Origin of the sequence: Labrys sp. WJW (genome assembly GCF_001676615.1) — a bacterium.
GTDB lineage: Bacteria > Pseudomonadota > Alphaproteobacteria > Rhizobiales > Labraceae > Labrys > Labrys sedimenti.
In genome coordinates, this window is record NZ_LYXZ01000063.1 from 20393 (window position 1) to 38766 (window position 18374).

Sequence of the window (18374 nt, forward strand, 5' to 3'; positions counted from 1 at the left end):
ACTCAAGATAATTCACGATATTCCGTGCAGAGAGGTTTCCATGAGCGTGGCGCATCGGGTGCGTGTGGAGGATGTCGAACTCCTCTCCGATGACTGGTATGTCCTGAAGAAGACGACGTTTCTCTATCGCCGCGGCGACGGGAGCTGGCAAAGGCAGAGCCGGGAGACCTATGACCGCGGCAACGGTGCCACCATCCTGCTTTACGATCCTTCACGGCGCACCGTCGTCCTCACGCGCCAGTTCCGCTATCCGGCCTTCGTCAACGGATGGGACGATCTCCTGATCGAGACCCCCGCCGGCCTTCTCGACAAGGCCGGCCCGGAGGAACGCATCCGCGCCGAGACCGAGGAAGAGACCGGCTTTCGCATCCACGAAGTCCGGCGCGTGATGGAGGCCTATATGAGCCCGGGCTCGGTGACCGAGAAGCTCTATTTCTTCGTTGCACCCTATAGCCCCGGTTATCGTGTCGGCACGGGCGGCGGCCAGGCCGAGGAAGGCGAGGACATCGATCTCCTCGAACTCGACATCGACGAGGCCCTGGCGATGATCGCGCGCGGCGAGATCCGCGACGGCAAGACCATCATGCTGCTCTACCATGCCGCCCTGCATCTCTTCGGCAAGGCGGAAGGAGGAGTGTCAGCCTCCGGCTGACATTTTGGAAACGAAGCGCAAGCAGCCGGGCAGGATGTCAGCCAGAGGCTGACACTCCGCATATCCCGCGTTCCTACATGAAAACGCAACCAGGGTGCCAAGGCCGGGCGCGAAGCCCCCTCCACCTACCGATCCGTCTCGATCACGATCTTGCCGAAGGCACCGCGATCGAGATGATCGAGTGCGGCTGGAAGCTCGGCAAAACCGTAGCGCTTGTCGATGACGGGCCGGAGGCCGAGCGCGTCGACGGCCCGCACCAGATCCTCCTGTGCCCGGCGATGGCCGACGCCGATGCCCTGGACCGTCAGGCCCTTGAGCATCAGGGGAACCACCGGAGCGGAAACCTCCACGCCTTCCAGCACGCCGATGACGGAAATGCGCCCGCCCATCGCGGCCGCCTGGACGGACTGCCCCAGATTGGGGCCCCCGGCGACTTCGAGGATGTGATCGGCACCACGATCGCCAGTCAGGCGATGGACGGCCTCCACCCAGTTCTCGCGGCTGCGATCAATGCCATGATCGGCGCCGAGCTCCCGGGCTCGTACCAGCTTGTCGGCGCTCCCGGACGTGACGATCACCCTGGCCCCGGCGGCCTTGGCGATCTGCAGCCCGAACAGCGAGACGCCGCCGGTGCCCTGTACCAAGACGGTCTTGCCGGCCAGGGGCGCCCCGCGCTCCACCAGCGCGAACCAGGCCGTCAGCCCTGCCACCGGCAAGGTGCTCGCGGCGGCATCATCGAGCGTCGCCGGCGCGAGGGTGAACCAGTCTTCGGGAAAGGCCACATAATCGGCAAGAACGCCGGGCCGCATGCCGCCCAAAGTGCGGTAGGGCGGCACACGGGCCGTACCGTCGTTCAGCCCATCGATCCAGCCGGGAATGAAGGTGGAGATCACCCGGTCACCCGGCTTGAATCGCGTGCTCCCCTCGCCGAGCACCTCGACGATACCCGCCATGTCCGATGCCGGGGTGAAGGGAAAGGCCAGCGGCTGGCCGAAGCCGGTCTCGATCACCAGCTTGTCGCGGTAGTTCAACGAAACGGCCGTCACCCGGACCAGCACCTCCCCCACCGCCGGCCGGGGCCTGGGTCCCTGTTCGAGCGCGAGCCGATCGCGCCCGATTGCGTTCATCGACCACCGCTTCATCTGTGCCGTCATCGTCGTCTCCATTCGGATTTGAGGGAGCGGCACAGTAATGTTGAATTTCAAGCACCAGTGGCGATATAATTTCCGATCATTGGTTCTTATTTCTCTACAAGATCGCTCTTGCCATGGCGGATCGTCTCAACGGTGTCTCGGTCTTCGTCGAAGCGGTAGAAGCTGGCGGCTTTGCCGCCGCTGCCCAACGGCTCAACCTGTCGCGTTCGGCGGTCGGCAAGTCCATCGCCCGGCTCGAAGAACGCCTGGGTGCCCGGCTCTTCCACCGCACCACGCGCAGCCAGGCGCTGACCGAGGACGGCCAGGTCTTCTATGAGCGCTGCCTGCGGGCACTGGCCGAGATCCGCGAGGGCGAGGCCATGCTCGACAGCGGCCGGCGCGATGTCAGCGGCCGGCTGCGCGTCACCATGCCGGCCCTGTTCGGGCGCGCCTGCGTCGCGCCGCTGCTGCTCCGGCTCGCCGCCCAGCATACGGCTCTCGAACTCGAGCTCAATTTCAACGACAGGCGTGTCGACCTGATCGAGGAAGGCTACGATCTCGCCATTCGCAACGGCGCCCTCGAATCCGACATGAACCTGATCACGCGCCGTGTCGCCCAGCAGCGCATGACCGTGTGCGCCGCCCCGGCCTATCTGCGTGAACACGGCGCGCCGCTCACCCTCGCCGCCCTCGCCGACCATCACGCCATTCTCTACGGTCGTTCGGGCCAGCCTCGCTCATGGCTGTTCCCGGTGATGGGCGGCCCTGCCGTCGAGATCATGCCCCCGAGCCGTTACATCTTCGATTCCCTCGATGCCATCGCCGATGCCGCGGTGGCCGGAGCAGGCCTTGCCTGGATGCCCTGCTGGCTGGTGGCCGAACGCGTGCGCCGGGGCGAGTTGGTGCGGGTGCTGACCGAACATCCCGGCCTCGTCTTCGACGTGCATGCCCTTTGGCCACGCTCTCCCTTGCAGCCGCTGCGCGTAAGGGCCGCCATCGACATGCTCGCAGCCAACCTTTCCCGCCTGATGAGCAACGAAGTCGGCCTCTGAAGGCACGGCTTTCCGGGTCGATCGCGATCCGCGGTCAGATGCACGATGTACCCTGAAGCCGACCGCTTGCATTCTATTGCGATTGGCGACCTCGGCGCCTGCCGGCCGCGCTCGTGAATCTCCGCTGACGGAGAGCGAGGGACAGGTTGCCTGCCGCACAGGCCTCAGCCGCCATTTCAGGCAAACAATGCCAGCGCGACGGGCAAGCTGCCTCCGCGCTAGGCAAATCTGCAATTCTGCTCACGATCTCACCAATCCTTCTGCGCAGACCGCTTGCCGCCTTGCTGGATCTCGCTCAATGTAACGCCAGATTGCACGTCTGGAGGGATTGCATGGCGGCGTTCGACGAGATGACCCTGAGCGACGGCACGATACGTCCCGCCTATGCCGATCTCGCGCAATGGCTCTCCACGGCCCCCAAGGAATTGCTGACCCACCGACGCAACGAGGCCGAGTTGCTGTTCCGGCGCATCGGCATCACTTTCGCCGTCTATGGCGACAAGGACGGCGCCGAGCGCCTGATCCCCTTCGACATCATCCCGCGCATTCTGGCAGCCCAGGAGTGGAATACGCTCAAGAGCGGCCTCGAACAGCGCGTGCGTGCGCTGAACATGTATATCAAGGACGTCTACGGCAAACGCGAAGTGGTGCGCGCCGGCGTGGTGCCGGAGGACCTGATCTTCAACAACCCGGCCTTCCGCCCTGAGATGGCGGGCCAGAGCGTGCCGCACGACGTCTATGTCCATATAGCCGGCATCGACATCGTGCGGGTCGACGCCGATACCTTCTACGTGCTCGAAGACAATGCCCGCACCCCCTCCGGCGTCTCCTACATGCTGGAGAACCGCGAAGTGACCATGCGCCTGTTCCCGGAGGTGGTGGCGCGCCATCGCATCGCGCCGGTCGAGAACTACACGGATGAACTGCTCGCCACCCTGCGCTCGATCGCCCCCCGCTCGGCCTCGCGCGATCCGGTCGTGGTCCTGCTGACGCCCGGCATGTATAATTCGGCCTATTACGAGCACTCCTTCCTGGCCGATCGCCTCGGCATCGAGATCGTCGAGGGACGCGACCTCTTCGTGCGCGACGAGATCGTCTATATGCGCACCACGCAGGGGCCTCGCCGGGTCGACGTGATCTATCGGCGCATCGACGACGACTTCCTCGATCCCCTCGCCTTCCGGCCGGATTCCGCGCTCGGCGTTCCCGGCCTGATGACAGCCTATCGTGCCGGCAATGTCACGCTGACCAATGCCGTCGGCACCGGCGTTGCCGACGACAAGGCCGTCTATTCCTACATGCCCGACATCGTACGGTTCTTCCTCGGCGAGGAGCCGATCCTGCAGAATGTTCCGACGCATCGCTGCCGCGAGCCGGAGGCCCTCGCCTATGTGCTCGACAATCTCGAAAGCCTGGTGATCAAGGAGGTCTCGGGATCCGGCGGCTACGGCATGCTGATCGGCCCGCATGCCAGCAAGGCCGAGATCGCCGACTTCAGGGCGAAGCTGAAGGCTCAGCCCTTCGGCTATATCGCCCAGCCGACCTTAGCCCTCTCGACCTGTCCCTGCTATGTCGAGGAGGGCATCGCGCCCCGCCATGTCGACCTCAGGCCCTTCGTCCTCACTGGTTCGGACAAGGTCCGCATCGTACCGGGTGGCCTGACCCGCGTCGCACTGAAGCAAGGCTCTCTGGTGGTGAACTCCAGCCAGGGGGGCGGCACCAAGGATACCTGGGTCCTGGATCGATGATATCAGCCCCGAACGCCCCGCAGCCGCTCTCCTGCTTCCTCTCGCCCGGACATTGACGCATGCTGTCGCGTACCGCCGATAACCTGTTCTGGCTGGCCCGCTATGTCGAACGGGCCGAATATCTCGCCCGCATCCTCGACGCGGCCTACCGCCTGTCGTCCCTGCCGGCCTCCTATGGCGGCCTGACCACGGAATGGGAGAGCGCGGTCGAGACAGCCGGATGCGGCCCGGCCTTCTTTGCCGCCTATGAGGAGGCCAATGAGCGGACGGTCACCGAGTTCCTGGCCTTTTCCGCCGAGAACCCCTCCTCGATCCGCAACTGCTTCGAGATGGCACGCACCAACGCCCGCGGCGTGCGCACCGCCCTCACGGCGGAGATGTGGTCGACCATCAACGACGCCTGGCTCCAGCTCAAGCGCTATGACTCTGCCCGGATGAGCCGCGAGGAAGTCTCCCGCTTCCTCGAATGGGTCAAGGGCGTCTCCCTGATGTTCGACGGCTCGGCCTACCGCACCATGCTGCGCAACGATGCCTATGCCTTCGCACGGCTCGGCCTGTTCCTCGAGCGCGCCGACAACACGGCCCGCATTCTCGACGTCAAATATCACGTACTGCTGCCGCCTTCGGAGAGCGTCGGCGGCAGTCTCGACTATTTCCAGTGGACGGCCATCCTGCGCGCCGTCTCCGCCCTGACCGCCTATCACTGGGTCTACAAGGAAAGCCTCAAGCCATGGCTGGTCGCCGATCTCCTGATCCTGAACACACAGATGCCGCGTTCGCTTGCTTCATGCTATGAGAACCTGAATGGGAATCTCGATCAACTCGCTCAGGTCTATGGCCGGCAGGGCCCCGCCCAGCGCCTGGCCCGTGTTACCCAGTCGCGCCTGCAGAATCTGAGCATCGACGAGGTTTTCCAGTCCGGGTTGCATGATTTCATCACCGATTTCATCACCGACAACAACAATCTAAGCACGGCGATTGCCGAGCAATATCTGATCTGACGAAACCATGCGCATCTGCGTTGCCCACGAAACCGTCTATCGCTACGCGCGGCCGGCCAAATCCGTGATCCAGACCTTGCGGCTGACCCCGCGCTCGCATGATGGCCAGCATGTGGTGCGCTGGCGCATCGACGTGGATCAGGATGTCAGGCTGAGCCAGTCCGAGGATGCCTTCGGCAATATCAGCCACGCCTTCACGGCGATCGGCAGCATCGAAAGCCTGCGGGTGCGCGTGGAAGGCGAAGTGGAGACCCATGACAATGCCGGCGTGCTGCACGGCGTCGTCGAACGTTTCCCTGTCGCCCTCTATCTGCGCGATACCGATCTCACCCAGGCCGACGCCTCGATCCAGGACTTCGCCCGCCGGAGTGCCGGGGCGGCGGAAGGCGGCCTCGCCGTCTGCCACGCCCTGATGCAGGCGATCCATGAGCGTGTCGAGGTCAGTCCCGATCCAAAGCAACCGGCAGCCGGCCTGACGCAGGCGTTCGCTGCCGGCAGCGGCGTCGCGCAGGACGTCAGCCATCTCTTCATCGCCTGCGCCCGTACGCTCGGCCTCCCGGCCCGCTATGTCAGCGGATTGCTATGGCAGCCGCCGACGCAGCAAGGCAATGCCACCCATGCCTGGGCCGAGTCCTATATCGAGGGCCTGGGTTGGGTCGGGTTCGACCCGGCATTGTCGGTCTGTCCGACAGTCCATCACATCCGTGTCGCTGTGGGCCTGGACTATCTGGGCGCCGCGCCGGTGCGGGGCGCCCATTACGGCGGCGAGGGCGAAAGCCTGGAGGTCAGCGTCGATATCGGCGAAAAGGGAGAGCGCCCCCAGGCGCAGCGTCAGTCGCAGAATTGACCCGGCAGGTTCCCTAAAGCGTTTTGCGATTTGGTGGAATCACCAGGAATCGCAAAGACGCGTCCAATCAAAGAGTTAGAGCAATGCAGCGTTTCCGTCCAAACGCGCTTTGCTTTAGCGCCGACGGTGCGGGCAGGCTCTCAAGGCCGGCTTGAATCGTGTTCGTGCTCGTAGCGTCGCACCACGCCCGGCCGCAACTTCGGAGCCAGCTTGCTGACCGCGAGCGAGATCAGGATCCCGAGGACATAGCCGACCTGCAGTGCGACGGCGATGGCCACCATGTCAATCAGGGCGGTCCCCAGGCCAAAACCCGCCATCCAGATGATGACCGCGCTGCCGATCGAAGCGATCAAGGCGATGATCGTGAAAGCCAGTACCGGGACAAAGGTCCCGCACAGGGCGCCCAGCACCATCGCGACGATGACAGGCCAGATCACGAACATAGGTCTCTCCAAGTATTCCGTTGGTCTGCTGCGGAACCCGGCGTCTTCGTTCTACCCGTCTGTAGCTGGAATCGATCTTGCCGATACTGGGCCGCCCGAGTCTAGCAAAAACTCCTCCGAAAGAAGGGGGCTGGCTTTTTCACGCGAAGCTGATTTCCATACATGACGATTTCGGACAGTGAATTCTTTCGACGAAAGAAGCAATGCCCTATTCGGATGAGGTAGGCGTTATACTGGGCCGGAGCGGCAACAGCCGCATGCCGGCAGCGGCGCGAAGCTGTCTGCATTCGCCATCGATGGCATCTTCCCCGCACAGGCCGTATCAGCTCGAACGCTTGGTTTCGGGCAGACGAGACGGATCGATCACCTTGCCGGGATTCATGAGATCAGCCGGATCGACCATCGCCTTGATCGCCTGCATCAAGCCGAGCTTGACCGGATCCGCCGTGGCATAGAGGGCATGGATGCGCTTGGAACCGACGCCGTGCTCGGCCGAAAACGAGCCGCCGCGCTGGCGGATGCCGCCATAAAGCACCGCTTCCACGCCGGCGATGTCGTCCGCCGTCAGCGCGTCTTCCGCCCGGTTGAGCATGATATGCAGGTTGCCATCGCCCAGATGGCCGAAGACGAAGGGAGCGAGCCCCGGCGAGACGCCAGCAAGGCCGGCGATACTGGCGCGCACATAGTCGTCCACTTGCGACAAGGGTAGCGAGACGTCGAAGCTGGGTGAATTGGGATGGTCGACATAGATGACGGCCGATTCCTCGCGCAGCCGCCAGATCGCCTGCTCCTGCGCCAGCGAGCTGGCCAAGACGGCGCTGGTCTCGGGATGGCTTTCAAGCATTTCCTCATAGATGGCCGCCAGTTCTTCCTGGAGAGCGGCTTCGTCGGCGCCCCCCAGGGAGAGGATGAGATAGATCTGGTGCTCCATGGAGAAATCGGGCGCCGACCAGCCGAAGTGGCGGGTGGCATACCGGAAATAATCGGCCCACATCGCCTCGGCCGCGCGCAATTCGCCAACCCGCGCGTCGAGGGCGCGCCGGATGGCGGCAAGCGCCGCGGGCACCGAGCCGAAACCGAACAGGGCCACGGCGTGCGCCGGCGGTACGGCGTCCAGCTTGATCGCGACCCTGGTGACGATGCCGAGCGTTCCCTCGGCCCCGATCAGCAGGTGCTTGAGATCATAGCCTGCCGAATTCTTCACCACCCGGGTGAGATCGGAATAGACGGAACCATCCGGCAGCACCGCTTCCAGGCCGAGGATGCGATGGCGCATCACGCCGTTACGGAAGGCCATGATGCCCCCGGCATTGGTGGAGATCATGCCGCCGATGGTGGCCGATCCTCGTGCCGGCAGGTCGATGCCAGGTTCGAGGCGATGGACGAGGGCGGCCTCCTGCAGGGCCTGCAGCGTGCAGCCGGCTTCCACCACCGCCACGCGCTCATCGGCATCGAGCCGCTCGATCCGGTTCAGGCGGCGGGTCGATATCACCAGCTGTCCCGCCGTCGAGATACCGCCGCCGACGAGGCCGGTACGCCCGCCCTGCGGCACCATCGAGACGCCGTCACGGACGCACAGGCGTACGACCGCGGCGACTTCCCCTGTCGTCGCCGGCGAGACGACGGCGGAAGCGCCGAGATTGTCGGGCTCCTCGCCTGGATCGAGCTCGGCGATCGCTGCGCCCGTGCGGATATTGGCGGCACCGACTGCCGAGGCGAGATCGGACAGGAAATCCGCTGGAAGCCTGTTTTCCTGCTCGATCATCGCCTTACCTCATTGTCTTTGGCCGTGAGCGCTCAGGCCGCGCGGCGCAGGGCCTGCGCCATGCAGTGAATACCGCCGCCCGTCTTGGATATCTCGCCGGTATCGACGGCCGCAACCTCGAATCCGCGTGCCTTGAGCTGGCCGATCAGGCTCTTGCTCGCCGTGGGTGCGATGATGCGGTCATTGCCCAGCGACATGAAGTTGCAGCCGAGCGCCATCGTATCCTGGAATGGCACGTCGATGATCTCGTGGCCCTTGGCCTTGAGCCAGTCGACGATACCCGGTTCCGTGCAGGCCAGGCACACTGCCGTCAGCTTCGGCGCGATCGGCACCACCATCAGGTCGATATGGACGTAATATTCGTCGATGAAGGCGAGCCGGACCTCCCAACCTTCCCTCTCGAACCAGTCCGCGACCTGGCGGGCGCCCTCCTCCTGGGTGCGGGCACCGCCGCAGCCGATCAGCACGCAGCCTTCTTCGATGACGTTGAAATCACCGCCCTCGAAGGTGCCCGCGGTTACCATGTCGTAGATCGGGATACCCATCTTCTCATAGGCGCGGATGGCGGCGTAGTTCTCGCCGCGGCGCCACCAATTGGCCATGGCGGTGATGAAGACGCCATAGGGGGTCATCACGCTGGAATCGCGCGTATAGACCTGCATCGGCAGTTCGACTTCCGGTTCCAGCCAGTGGATGTTGACGCCGAAATGTTCATAGGCCGAGGCCAGTTCCTTGTGCTGGGCCTGGGCGGTCTGGATGTTGCAGGGCGCCTCGCGCAGATGCTTGCGCGACAGGGAACTGGTGGCCATGTGCCTCAGATAGGCCGGCGAGCCGAGCAGGACGTCCGTGAGGCGATCGGTCTCGTTGCGAAAGCCCCAATGCTTGAGCGGCTTGGTGCCGCCGGCGAGGTTGCGGCGGCGCAGCGTAAAGGCGTCGTCGACATGGATCTGTTCGATGCGGTTCATGGTCTTTTGCCTTTCATCAGGTGGGGATCCACCATTCGCGCCCGCGAGTGGTGGTGACATATTCGGGCCAGCGGAAGCCGATCGGCGGCGGATAGTCGGCCAATGGCGGGATCCAGTTGGAGCCGCCGATGCCGCCGCCGGTACGTTCCTCGAATTCACGACGGGCGGCGGCACGCGCCTCCTCGTCCTCGATCAGGCGCAGGGCCGAGAGCGCGATCGTCTTGGCCGCCGTCGTCACCATCGGATCGATGGTGGCAGGCATGCCGCCCAGCGCATTCATCACCCACCCCGGATAGGTATAGCCTTCCGGAGCCCTGAGGGCCGGCCGGGCCACATAGAAGCGGGCGGTCGGGGCATGCCAGCTCATGTCGGTGTAATCGTCCGAGGTCGAGTTGAGCTGGGAGGGAGGCAGGTCCCGCCGCAGGATCGCCTCGGCTTCCTCAGGGGCGATCAGGCGCTCGCATTCGGCAAGGAAGGGCTTTTCCATCGGTTCCAGGCCGAGATTGACCTGGATCTCACGCGCAAGCCGGCAGGCCTCCTCGCCCCAGCGCGGCGCGCCCACCGTCGACATCGCATCCCAGACGACATTGGCGATGGCATGGTTGGCCAGGCCCGGGCGCGACTTGCACACCCAGTGGCGCTCATAGCGGCAGCCGGTCATGCTAGCTGCCATCTCGGCATTGCGGTCGAGCATGGCCGTCGCCTGCTCCGCCATGTCGAGGGTCGGCATGCGCATCATGTACTGGATCTCGGCCAGGCCCGCGGGAAGATTGTCCGCCGTCGCCTGGCCGGCCGTAAGGATCGCCTCGCTGATCGACCAGCCGCCCTGGTGGGTCAGCATGGAATCGCGCAGGGCCTTGGAGGCCATGTACATCATCATCAGCGCATCGTTGGCGCCGGGCGCGCGCACCGCCGAATGCGATTGCGGGATCGGTGCGCCCGCGGCGCGGTTCCAGGCCTCCGGCTCATCACAGATGAAGCGGTAGATCATCGAATAGGCGGCGCCGCAATGGGTATCCCAGCGCACCGTGTTGCACATCGGCAGCATGTAGAAGGGATGGAAAGAGAGCATGCCGTCGAGGCCGTCATAATAGCCCTTGGCGGCATGGAGAGGCTTGGAGCCCCTCACCTTCTCGGCCGGCTCGCCGGTGAAGCGCAGCGTGCCGGCAAGGCCGTGGCGCTCCATCGCCTGCTTGGTGGCCAGCAGTCCGCCGAGGCTGGAGGTGCCGAGCGCGGAATGGGGATCGGTATGGCCGCCGGCATGTTCGCTCAACCCCGGCCGCGGGCGCTTGACGGTCGCCGCATCCTGGCAATTGCCGGGCACCGCGTCATATTCGGCATACATGCCGATAACAGGCCCGCCCGTCTTGCCCGTCCAGTGCGCACAGAAGGCCGTCGGCATGCCGGCCGAGCCTTCCTCGACGGTAAAGCCATGCCGGCGCAGCAGGTCGACATACCAACGCGCGGATTGATATTCGCGCCAGGCCGTCTCGCCGAAATCGAAGATCGTGCGGGTCCAGGTCGACAGATCGTCGGCGATGGCATCGACATGCGCAAGCGCCGTCTGCTGTGCTGAACTGGTCACATTCCACCTCCCTGATTGACAGGAAGGATAAGCGGTGAACATCGCTATCAAAAAGTGATATGTTTTGCCTGTTTGAACAAATTCCATTCACCTGTAGGCAATCATGCCGGAAATCTGGTGAGAGCTTCCCGGAGCCCGTTTTGCGCATTCCCTCTACCCAGGCCCTGCGAGCCCTCGACAGCTTCGCCCGCCACGGCAGCGTCTGGCGCGCCGCTGAAGAGCTCTTTCTCACCCGCAGCGCCGTCAGCCACCAATTGCGCCTGCTCGAGCGCGATCTCGGCTTCGACCTCCTGGAGCGCAACGGCAAGGGCGTGATGCTGACCGCCCGCGGGCGCCACTATGCCAACGAGGTGCGCAAGGCCCTCACCGTCATCGGGGACGCCTCGCTGCAATATGGCGACAAGGGCGTCGCCGGTACGCTGCAGGTGAGCTGCACGCCCGGATTTGCCTCGCTTTGGCTTTGCACCCACATCGCCGAATTCCAGGACATGTATCCGGACGTGTCGCTGCGCGTGGTGACGCCGCGGCGGCTCGACGACGTCTCCAACCCCGATGTCGACCTCTTCATCACCTTCGGCGACGGCAACTGGCCCAATCGGGCGGTCGAGTTGCTGTGCGAGGTCCAGTTCACCCCTTTGTGCAGCCCGGCTTTGCTCAACAAGGTCGGCGGTCTCAACGAGCCCTCGGACGTGCTGAGGGCGCCGCTGCTTCATCTGGGCGATTTCGACGATTGGACGCGCTGGCTGGCACTCGCCAATGTCGAAAACCCCAATGCCGAATGCGGCATGATCTTCTCCGACATGAATCTCGTCTTTGCCGCCGCCACCGCCGGCCAGGGCATCGCCATGGGGGACGAGCTCACCTGCCGCACCGCCATGAAGGCGGGCCAGTTGATCCGCCCCTTCGATCTCGCCATCAAGTCACCCCGCTCCTATTTCCTGGTGATGGAACACGCCAAGACCGGCCATGCTGTCTCGCGGGCCTTCGCAGACTGGTTGAAGTCGGCCTTGGCGCAGACGAGCCCGACATACCGTTCCAACTATGGCTGAACAGCTGTAGCGGGCTACCCGTTGGGGTGAATCAAATTTTTCCCCAGGGGCAACAACATTCAATTGTCGTGAACGATAATCACGCTTAGGCTTTGAAAGGTTTTCCAAAGCGTTTTGCGATTTGGCGGCACGGCAAGAAGCGCAAGACGCATCGAAACACGGAATCGGAGCAAAGCTCTTTGCTCCAAGCAGAGTTGGCTCGCTTCACCACAAATGGGCGAAGCGAGCCAACTCTGCAAACGTTTGAAATCTTGCGGGTTATCCCGGATCGAGCCTGCGGCTCGATCCGGGATAACCCGCTTAGGAGGATGTGCATGGCGCAAAGCGGCGGGACAGCGCCCGGCAAGGCAGCCGGTCATTCGAACACCGAACACGCTGCCGAGATCCGGGCCGAGGGCATCGGCAAGACATTCGGCAAGTTCGAAGCGCTCAAGGGCGTTTCACTGACCATCGCCCGCGGCGAATTCCTCACCCTGCTCGGCCCCTCGGGCTCCGGCAAGACCACCTTCCTGATGATCCTGGCCGGCTTCGAGAAACCCACCGTCGGCCGCCTCACCCGCGACGGCACGGATATCACCACCCTTTCCGCCGAAGAGCGTGCCTTCGGCATGGTGTTCCAGGGCTATGCGCTGTTCCCGCATATGACAGTGGAGCAGAACATCGCCTTCCCCCTGCACATCCGCAAGGTGCCCGGCGACGAGATCCGCCGCCGCGTCGGCGAGATGGTGGCCCGTGTCGGCCTGTCCGGCCATGGCCACAAGCTTCCCTCCAAGCTCTCCGGCGGCCAGCAGCAGCGTGTGGCCTTGGCGAGGGCGCTCGTGTTCGAGCCGCCCGTGCTCCTGCTCGACGAGCCTTTCTCCGCCCTCGACAAGAACATGCGCAACTCGATGCAGGACGAGGTCAAGCGCCTGCATGAAGAGCTCGGCACCACCTTCATCTTCGTCACGCACGACCAGAGCGAGGCGATGGCACTTTCATCGCATGTGGCGATCTTCAACCAGGGCCAGTTGCTGCAGGTCGGCACACCGCAAGAGGTCTACGAGAAGCCGACCAACCGCTTCGTCTCGGAATTCCTCGGCGACATCAACCTCCTGCCGCTGCACGACGTCCAGCGGGAAGCTGGCAATGCCCGCGGCTCCTGCGACGGAGCCCTGCTCGACGTGCCGTCCCAGACCCATGTCGGCAAGACCGGCATCCTGGCCATCCGCCCCGAGCATATGGACATCTCGGCCAGGCCGCAGGTGGAATCGCTCAACTGCCTGGCCGGCACCGTAACGGCCTCGACCTATCTCGGCTCGGCCACCAAACTGTCCCTGGCAACCAAGAGCGGCACGCCGGTGAGCCTGACCCTGCCGACGGAACGCGCGGCGGAGGCCTTGGCAAACGGGCCCGACCTCTGGCTCACCTGGCCCAAGAGCAAGGGTTTCCTCTTGCCGGAAGATGCCTGAAACAGCCGCCTCTTCTGCAATAAAATATCGCAAAAACAAATAATTATAACGCAACTCTCACCATCCGCCTTCGCATGCCCAACAGGGGAACATCGGCTATGAATGAAGCCTTCCAGAAAGACTGTCTCGAAATCCTCGCCTCGAAGGTCGAAGCCGGCCAGATCAGCCGCCGGCGTTTCGCCCAGCTCGCCGCCATGGTGCTCGCCGGCGCCCCCTTTGCCCTGCGCACCGGCCCGGCCCGCGCCGATGGCGGCCAGCTCGTCCTGGTCAATTGGGGTGGTGATGCCATCAAGGCCTATGACGCCGCCTATGGCCAGCCCTTCCAGCAGGAAACCGGCATCACCGTGAAGGAAGACGGCACCGGCCCGACCGAGGGCGGCATCACCGCCCAGTTCAAGAGCGGCAAGCCGACCTGGGACATCGTGGATGCCGATCCGTTCTCGGCCATCTCCCTGGGCAAGCAGGGCATGCTCGAGCCGATCGACTACAATATCGTCGACAAGTCGAAGTTCCGGCCGGGCTTTGGCTGGGAACATGCCTCCTCGACCTATTTCTTCTCCTATATCATTGCCTATGACGCCTCGAAATTCGGCGACAAGCCGCCGACAGGCATGGCCGATTTCTTCAACGTGGAGAAATTCCCGGGCAAGCGTTCGCTCTACAAATGGGGCGCCGGCATGTGGGAGGCCCTGCTGCTCGGTGACGGCGTGGCGCCGGAAAAGCTCTATCCGCTCGATCTCAAGCGCGCCCACGACAAGCTCGCCGCCTTCAAGGACAATGTGGTGTCCTATTGGGGCGGCGGTGCCGAAAGCCAGCAGGTGCTGCTGAGCGGCGATGCCTCGATGGCGCTGATCTGGTCGACCAGGGCCTCGATCCTGGAGAAGGACTCCGGCGGTCAGATCAAGTTCATCTGGGACCAGGGCTTGATTTCGCCCGGCGCCATGGCGGTGATCAAGAACAATCCCGGCGGCAAGGACAATGCGATGAAATTCATCGCCAGCGCGCAAGACCCCAAAAAGCAGCTGGTGATGTTCGACATGCTCGGACAGGGCCCCGCCAATCCGGCCACCGATGCCCTCATCCCCGCCGACCAGAAGCGCCTCAACCCGGTCGATCCCGCCAATATGAGCAAGCAGATCACCCTCGACATGAACTGGTATGCCGAAAACTACGGCGCTGCGCTGGACGCCTACACCAAGATCATTTCGGCCTGACCTTTCATCCACTGCCCGGGCACCCCCAAGCCCGGGCAGTGAAGACATGCGAGAGCGTTCATGCACAAGCCCTTGTCTTCGCTTTCATTCCTGGTTCTGGCAGGGCCGTTGCTGGCGTTCCTGGCGCTGGTCTATCTCATTCCCTTCCTCGGCGTCGCCCAGTGGAGCATCACGCTGCCGGAACCCGGATTGACGCAATATCAAAGGCTTGCCGGCGATCCGCTGGTGCTCTCGGTCTTCCTGCGCACCTTCCGCATCTGCGCCATGGTGACGGCGATCACCGTCATCGCTGCCTATATGATCGCCTATGTCTGGGTGCGCGGCACGCCCATGCAGCAGCGCCTCGCCGAACTGTGCATCCTCATCCCCTTCTGGATCTCGGTGCTGACCCGCGCTTTCGGCTGGCTGGCCCTGCTCTCCAACCGCGGCCTGATCAACAGCTGGCTCCAGAGCCTGGGCTTCGTCTCCGAGCCGCTGACGCTGGTGCGCAACGAGTTCGGCGTCATCGTCGGCATGACGCATTTTCTCATCCCCTTTGCCGTATTTCCCCTCGCCTCGGCCATGCGCAGCCTGGACGAGCGCGTCTTCCTGGCCGCCCGCGGCATGGGAGCCGGGCCGCTGCGCATCTTCTGGTCGGTCTTCGTGCCGATGACCTTTTCCGGCATCATCGGCGCCACCCTCATCGTCTTCGTGTTCGCCCTCGGCTTCTTCGTTACGCCTGCCATTCTCGGGGGCGGCCGCAGCGTGATGGTGGCCGAGCTCATCTATCTGCGCATGTTCCAGAGCCCGGACTGGGGCCTCGGTGCCGCGATCAGCGTGACACTGGTGGTGATCGTAGCCGTGCTGATGGGCCTGCTGTTCCGCTATGCCCGCCTCGGCGATACGGGAGCGTCCAAATGACTTCGCATCGCCCCGGCCTGATCGCACTTGCCGCGGCCGCCCTGGTCGCCGTCTTCCTGCTGCTGCCGCTGCTGGCCGTGGTGCCGGTGTCGTTCACCGCAGCACGCTACCTCTCCATGCCCAACGGCAACTACGCCCTGACCCATTACCGTACCCTGTTCACCAATCCGGACTGGGCCAACTCCATCCTGCTCAGCATCCGCATCGGCGTGGTCTCGAGCGCCCTCGCCACCACGCTGGCGACCCTGTTCTGCGTGGGCATCTGGATGTTCCGTCCCCGCTTCAGCGCGGCCCTTGTCGGCTTCGTGCTGCTGCCGATGATCGTGCCGCCGGTCGTCTCGGCGATGACGCTCTATTTCCTGCTCACCGGACTATCGCAGATCAGTTCCATCATCGGCTTCGACACCTGGCTCGGTGTGGTGCTCGCCCATGTGGTGATGATCGTTCCCTTCTGTGTGGTGCTGATCATGGTCTCGCTCAGCCAGGTCGACCGGCGCATCGATCTTGCCGCCCGCGGCATGGGCGCCAGCGTCTGGCAGCGCGCCACCAGGATCATCCTGCCCAACATCAAGTTCGGCCTGCTGACCGCGGCGATGCTCTCCTTCGTGCTATCCTGGGAGGAAATCGGCGTCACCCTCTTCATCACCAGCGTGAACGCCATCACCCTGCCCCGGCTGATGTGGAGCGGCGTACGCGACAATATCGATCCGGCGATCGCCTCTATCTCCGTCATCCTGATCGTGCTGACCACCCTGGTGCTCGTCATCCGCATGGTCTATTCGAGCCTGCGCTCGGCGCCGAAGCATTAAGCCTGTCGTCATTGCGAGCGAAGCGAAGCAATCCTGTTCCGTGTATCGGGGCAAGACTGGATTGCTTCGCTTCGTTCGCAATGACGACAGCGGCCCTATAGGGACAAGCGACGGCGGCCCTCTCCCCTGCCGCCATTTGCCGCTCTCCCGACCGGCTTTGCGCCCGTAGGCGGCAAACGAATCTTGCTCTATGGGAAGGGCGTGGCAGCCTGAAGGTTCGGGCTCGCTGGGGGGCACCGCCGACGGGCGGCTTGGGAGTTCAGTCGATGACCTATTGCGTCGGGATTTCGGTTCGCGAGGGCCTGGTGATGATCGCGGATACGCGCACCAATGCCGGCATCGACAACATCGCGACATTCCGCAAGCTGCATGTATTCGAGGAGCCGGGTGAGCGCGTCCTGGCGGTGTGCACCTCCGGCAACCTCTCGGTGAGCCAGGCCGTGCTCGACCACATCCAGGAGGGCCTGGAAAATCCCGACACCGGCGCGGTCGACACGCTGATGAGCATGCCCAGCATGTTCAAGGCCGCGCAGTTGATCGGCCGGGCCATCCGCCAGGTCTACGCCACCGATGGCCGCAGCCTGGAGGAACACAACAGCCGCTTCGACGTGGCCTTCCTGTTCGGCGGGCAGATCAAGGGCGGCAAGATGCGGCTTTTCATGATCTATTCGGCCGGCAATTTCATCGAGGTGACGGCCGATACGCCCTATCTGCAGATCGGCGAGCACAAATATGGCAAGCCCATCCTCGACCGCGCCGTGCACTACGAGACGGAAATGCCGGACGCCCTCAAGGTCGGCCTGATCTCGATGGACTCCACCATGCGCTCCAATCTCGGCGTCGGCATGCCGATCGACATCCTCACCGTGCGGCGCGATGCACTCAAATCCGAGATCAGCCATCGCATCGAGCCCGGCGAGCCCTATTTCCACGATCTGCGCGAACGCTGGTCGGCGGCCTTGCGGGCCGCCCACATCGCCATTCCCAGGCCGCCCTATATCATCGGCAAGACGGGCGTGCTCGACACGCCCTGATCCGGAGCGGATCGGCGCGTGTCTTGCTGGAGACTGCCACCGGAACGCCCCGGAAAACCTGCCAAATCTGGAATGAAGTTAAACAAGAACGTGATGGTTCGTGATCGCCGAACCAGCCCCGCGGGCTGGAAAGAGGCATGCCGATAACTTAAGGCTGCCTTTCCCCTCAGCGACCACGGACGGAGCAGCATGTCGCAATCCTCGACGCAATCGACCCTCCAGGCCTATGCGCCGACCATCCTTTCCCTCGTACGCGTCGTTGCCGGCCTGATCTTCCTGGCCCACGGCACCCAGAAGCTGTTCGGCTTTCCCGCACTCGCGCCGGATCGCGAGATCCCCGTCTTCGGCCTGATGTGGTTCGGCGGCATACTCGAGGCCTTCGGCGGCCTGCTGATCGTGATCGGCCTGTTCACCCGCCCCGTCGCCTTCATCCTTTCCGGGCAAATGGCGGTGGCCTATTTCATGTTCCACGCGCCGAAATCCTTCTTCCCCGCCCTGAACGGCGGCGACGCCGCCATCCTCTACTGCTTCCTCTTCCTCTATTTCGTCTTTGCCGGTCCCGGATCGATCAGCCTGGACACGGCACGCAAGCGGTAGGATCGAACCGCACCACCATGCAGATGCCCGGATCCTCCACGGATCGACAAGGTGCGGATGAAGCGTTAGGTTGCGCTCCCTGAATCGGCTCGGAACACCGTGGGGCTGAAGTCAACCCCACGGTGTTCCGAG

General features: G+C 63.9%; 17 protein-coding genes. 12 read left to right on the forward strand and 5 right to left on the reverse strand.

The annotated features are described in order from the left end of the window. Window positions 1-40 precede the first annotated feature (40 nt). Window positions 41-652, forward strand: coding sequence for an NUDIX domain-containing protein (locus BA190_RS30755; protein ID WP_068297286.1), 612 nt, complete (start codon window positions 41-43; stop codon window positions 650-652). Between the two features lie 125 nt (window positions 653-777). Here the strand turns inward: BA190_RS30755 and BA190_RS30760 are convergent, their stop codons facing one another. Then, the gene (locus BA190_RS30760) at window positions 778-1806 is read right to left on the reverse strand and encodes an NAD(P)-dependent alcohol dehydrogenase (protein WP_068297331.1); all 1029 of its coding nucleotides are present in this window, start codon (window positions 1804-1806) and stop codon (window positions 778-780) included. A gap of 113 nt (window positions 1807-1919) precedes the next feature. Between BA190_RS30760 and BA190_RS30765 the strand changes: the two genes are divergently transcribed. The 4 genes from BA190_RS30765 (at window position 1920) to BA190_RS30780 (ending at window position 6433) form a co-directional block, all read left to right on the forward strand. Next, window positions 1920-2837 (forward strand): LysR family transcriptional regulator, encoded by a 918-nt coding sequence (locus BA190_RS30765; RefSeq protein WP_068297289.1) that lies wholly within the window; start codon window positions 1920-1922, stop codon window positions 2835-2837. Window positions 2838-3169: 332 nt separating this feature from the next. Continuing rightward, window positions 3170-4585, forward strand: coding sequence for a circularly permuted type 2 ATP-grasp protein (locus BA190_RS30770; RefSeq protein ID WP_068297292.1), 1416 nt, complete (start codon window positions 3170-3172; stop codon window positions 4583-4585). A gap of 59 nt (window positions 4586-4644) precedes the next feature. Then, window positions 4645-5586, forward strand: a complete 942-nt coding sequence (locus tag BA190_RS30775; protein WP_068297295.1) for an alpha-E domain-containing protein — start codon at window positions 4645-4647, stop codon at window positions 5584-5586. Window positions 5587-5593: 7 nt separating this feature from the next. Next, on the forward strand, window positions 5594-6433 hold the full coding sequence (locus BA190_RS30780; RefSeq protein ID WP_068297298.1) for a transglutaminase family protein: 840 nt from the start codon (window positions 5594-5596) through the stop codon (window positions 6431-6433). Window positions 6434-6573: 140 nt separating this feature from the next. Here the strand turns inward: BA190_RS30780 and BA190_RS30785 are convergent, their stop codons facing one another. The 4 genes from BA190_RS30785 to BA190_RS30800 all read right to left on the reverse strand — a co-directional run bounded on the left by BA190_RS30785 (window position 6574) and on the right by BA190_RS30800 (window position 11233). Further along, on the reverse strand, window positions 6574-6876 hold the full coding sequence (locus tag BA190_RS30785; RefSeq protein WP_068297301.1) for a hypothetical protein: 303 nt from the start codon (window positions 6874-6876) through the stop codon (window positions 6574-6576). Between the two features lie 322 nt (window positions 6877-7198). Further along, window positions 7199-8641 (reverse strand): FAD-binding oxidoreductase, encoded by a 1443-nt coding sequence (locus tag BA190_RS30790; protein ID WP_068297303.1) that lies wholly within the window; start codon window positions 8639-8641, stop codon window positions 7199-7201. Window positions 8642-8673: 32 nt separating this feature from the next. Further along, on the reverse strand, window positions 8674-9606 hold the full coding sequence (locus tag BA190_RS30795) for a dimethylarginine dimethylaminohydrolase family protein (protein WP_068297306.1): 933 nt from the start codon (window positions 9604-9606) through the stop codon (window positions 8674-8676). Between the two features lie 16 nt (window positions 9607-9622). Next, window positions 9623-11233 (reverse strand): amidohydrolase, encoded by a 1611-nt coding sequence (locus BA190_RS30800; protein WP_371260441.1) that lies wholly within the window; start codon window positions 11231-11233, stop codon window positions 9623-9625. A gap of 98 nt (window positions 11234-11331) precedes the next feature. Between BA190_RS30800 and BA190_RS30805 the strand changes: the two genes are divergently transcribed. The 7 genes from BA190_RS30805 to BA190_RS30835 all read left to right on the forward strand — a co-directional run bounded on the left by BA190_RS30805 (window position 11332) and on the right by BA190_RS30835 (window position 18242). Then, window positions 11332-12240, forward strand: coding sequence for a LysR substrate-binding domain-containing protein (locus BA190_RS30805; protein ID WP_068297311.1), 909 nt, complete (start codon window positions 11332-11334; stop codon window positions 12238-12240). 314 nt (window positions 12241-12554) lie between these two features. Next, a complete protein-coding gene (locus BA190_RS30810; protein ID WP_082980156.1) occupies window positions 12555-13688 on the forward strand; it encodes an ABC transporter ATP-binding protein in 1134 nt (377 codons plus the stop codon). Window positions 13689-13786: 98 nt separating this feature from the next. Beyond that, complete coding sequence (locus BA190_RS30815) at window positions 13787-14902, forward strand: ABC transporter substrate-binding protein (protein WP_068297314.1); 1116 nt, start codon at window positions 13787-13789, stop codon at window positions 14900-14902. Between the two features lie 60 nt (window positions 14903-14962). Beyond that, window positions 14963-15802, forward strand: coding sequence for an ABC transporter permease (locus BA190_RS30820; RefSeq protein ID WP_068297316.1), 840 nt, complete (start codon window positions 14963-14965; stop codon window positions 15800-15802). Beyond that, window positions 15799-16611: an ABC transporter permease gene (locus BA190_RS30825; RefSeq protein WP_068297318.1), complete on the forward strand. Its 813-nt coding sequence runs from the start codon at window positions 15799-15801 to the stop codon at window positions 16609-16611. Before BA190_RS30820 ends, BA190_RS30825 begins: the two co-directional genes overlap by 4 nt. Window positions 16612-16877: 266 nt before the next feature. After that, on the forward strand, window positions 16878-17645 hold the full coding sequence (locus BA190_RS30830; RefSeq protein WP_068297320.1) for a proteasome-type protease: 768 nt from the start codon (window positions 16878-16880) through the stop codon (window positions 17643-17645). Window positions 17646-17834: 189 nt separating this feature from the next. Then, a complete protein-coding gene (locus BA190_RS30835) occupies window positions 17835-18242 on the forward strand; it encodes a DoxX family protein (protein ID WP_068297323.1) in 408 nt (135 codons plus the stop codon). Window positions 18243-18374 lie beyond the last annotated feature (132 nt).

What these genes read in the sequence shown, in the direction of transcription:
- BA190_RS30755 (WP_068297286.1), top strand. Translation starts at nt 41, where the DNA reads ATGAGCGTGGCGCATCGGGTGCGTGTGGAGGATGTCGAACTCCTCTCC.
- BA190_RS30760 (WP_068297331.1), bottom strand. Translation starts at nt 1,806, where the DNA reads ATGACGGCACAGATGAAGCGGTGGTCGATGAACGCAATCGGGCGCGAT.
- BA190_RS30765 (WP_068297289.1), top strand. Translation starts at nt 1,920, where the DNA reads ATGGCGGATCGTCTCAACGGTGTCTCGGTCTTCGTCGAAGCGGTAGAA.
- BA190_RS30770 (WP_068297292.1), top strand. Translation starts at nt 3,170, where the DNA reads ATGGCGGCGTTCGACGAGATGACCCTGAGCGACGGCACGATACGTCCC.
- BA190_RS30775 (WP_068297295.1), top strand. Translation starts at nt 4,645, where the DNA reads ATGCTGTCGCGTACCGCCGATAACCTGTTCTGGCTGGCCCGCTATGTC.
- BA190_RS30780 (WP_068297298.1), top strand. Translation starts at nt 5,594, where the DNA reads ATGCGCATCTGCGTTGCCCACGAAACCGTCTATCGCTACGCGCGGCCG.
- BA190_RS30785 (WP_068297301.1), bottom strand. Translation starts at nt 6,876, where the DNA reads ATGTTCGTGATCTGGCCTGTCATCGTCGCGATGGTGCTGGGCGCCCTG.
- BA190_RS30790 (WP_068297303.1), bottom strand. Translation starts at nt 8,641, where the DNA reads ATGATCGAGCAGGAAAACAGGCTTCCAGCGGATTTCCTGTCCGATCTC.
- BA190_RS30795 (WP_068297306.1), bottom strand. Translation starts at nt 9,606, where the DNA reads ATGAACCGCATCGAACAGATCCATGTCGACGACGCCTTTACGCTGCGC.
- BA190_RS30800 (WP_371260441.1), bottom strand. Translation starts at nt 11,233, where the DNA reads ATGTTCACCGCTTATCCTTCCTGTCAATCAGGGAGGTGGAATGTGACC.
- BA190_RS30810 (WP_082980156.1), top strand. Translation starts at nt 12,555, where the DNA reads ATGGCGCAAAGCGGCGGGACAGCGCCCGGCAAGGCAGCCGGTCATTCG.
- BA190_RS30815 (WP_068297314.1), top strand. Translation starts at nt 13,787, where the DNA reads ATGAATGAAGCCTTCCAGAAAGACTGTCTCGAAATCCTCGCCTCGAAG.
- BA190_RS30820 (WP_068297316.1), top strand. Translation starts at nt 14,963, where the DNA reads ATGCACAAGCCCTTGTCTTCGCTTTCATTCCTGGTTCTGGCAGGGCCG.
- BA190_RS30825 (WP_068297318.1), top strand. Translation starts at nt 15,799, where the DNA reads ATGACTTCGCATCGCCCCGGCCTGATCGCACTTGCCGCGGCCGCCCTG.
- BA190_RS30830 (WP_068297320.1), top strand. Translation starts at nt 16,878, where the DNA reads ATGACCTATTGCGTCGGGATTTCGGTTCGCGAGGGCCTGGTGATGATC.
- BA190_RS30835 (WP_068297323.1), top strand. Translation starts at nt 17,835, where the DNA reads ATGTCGCAATCCTCGACGCAATCGACCCTCCAGGCCTATGCGCCGACC.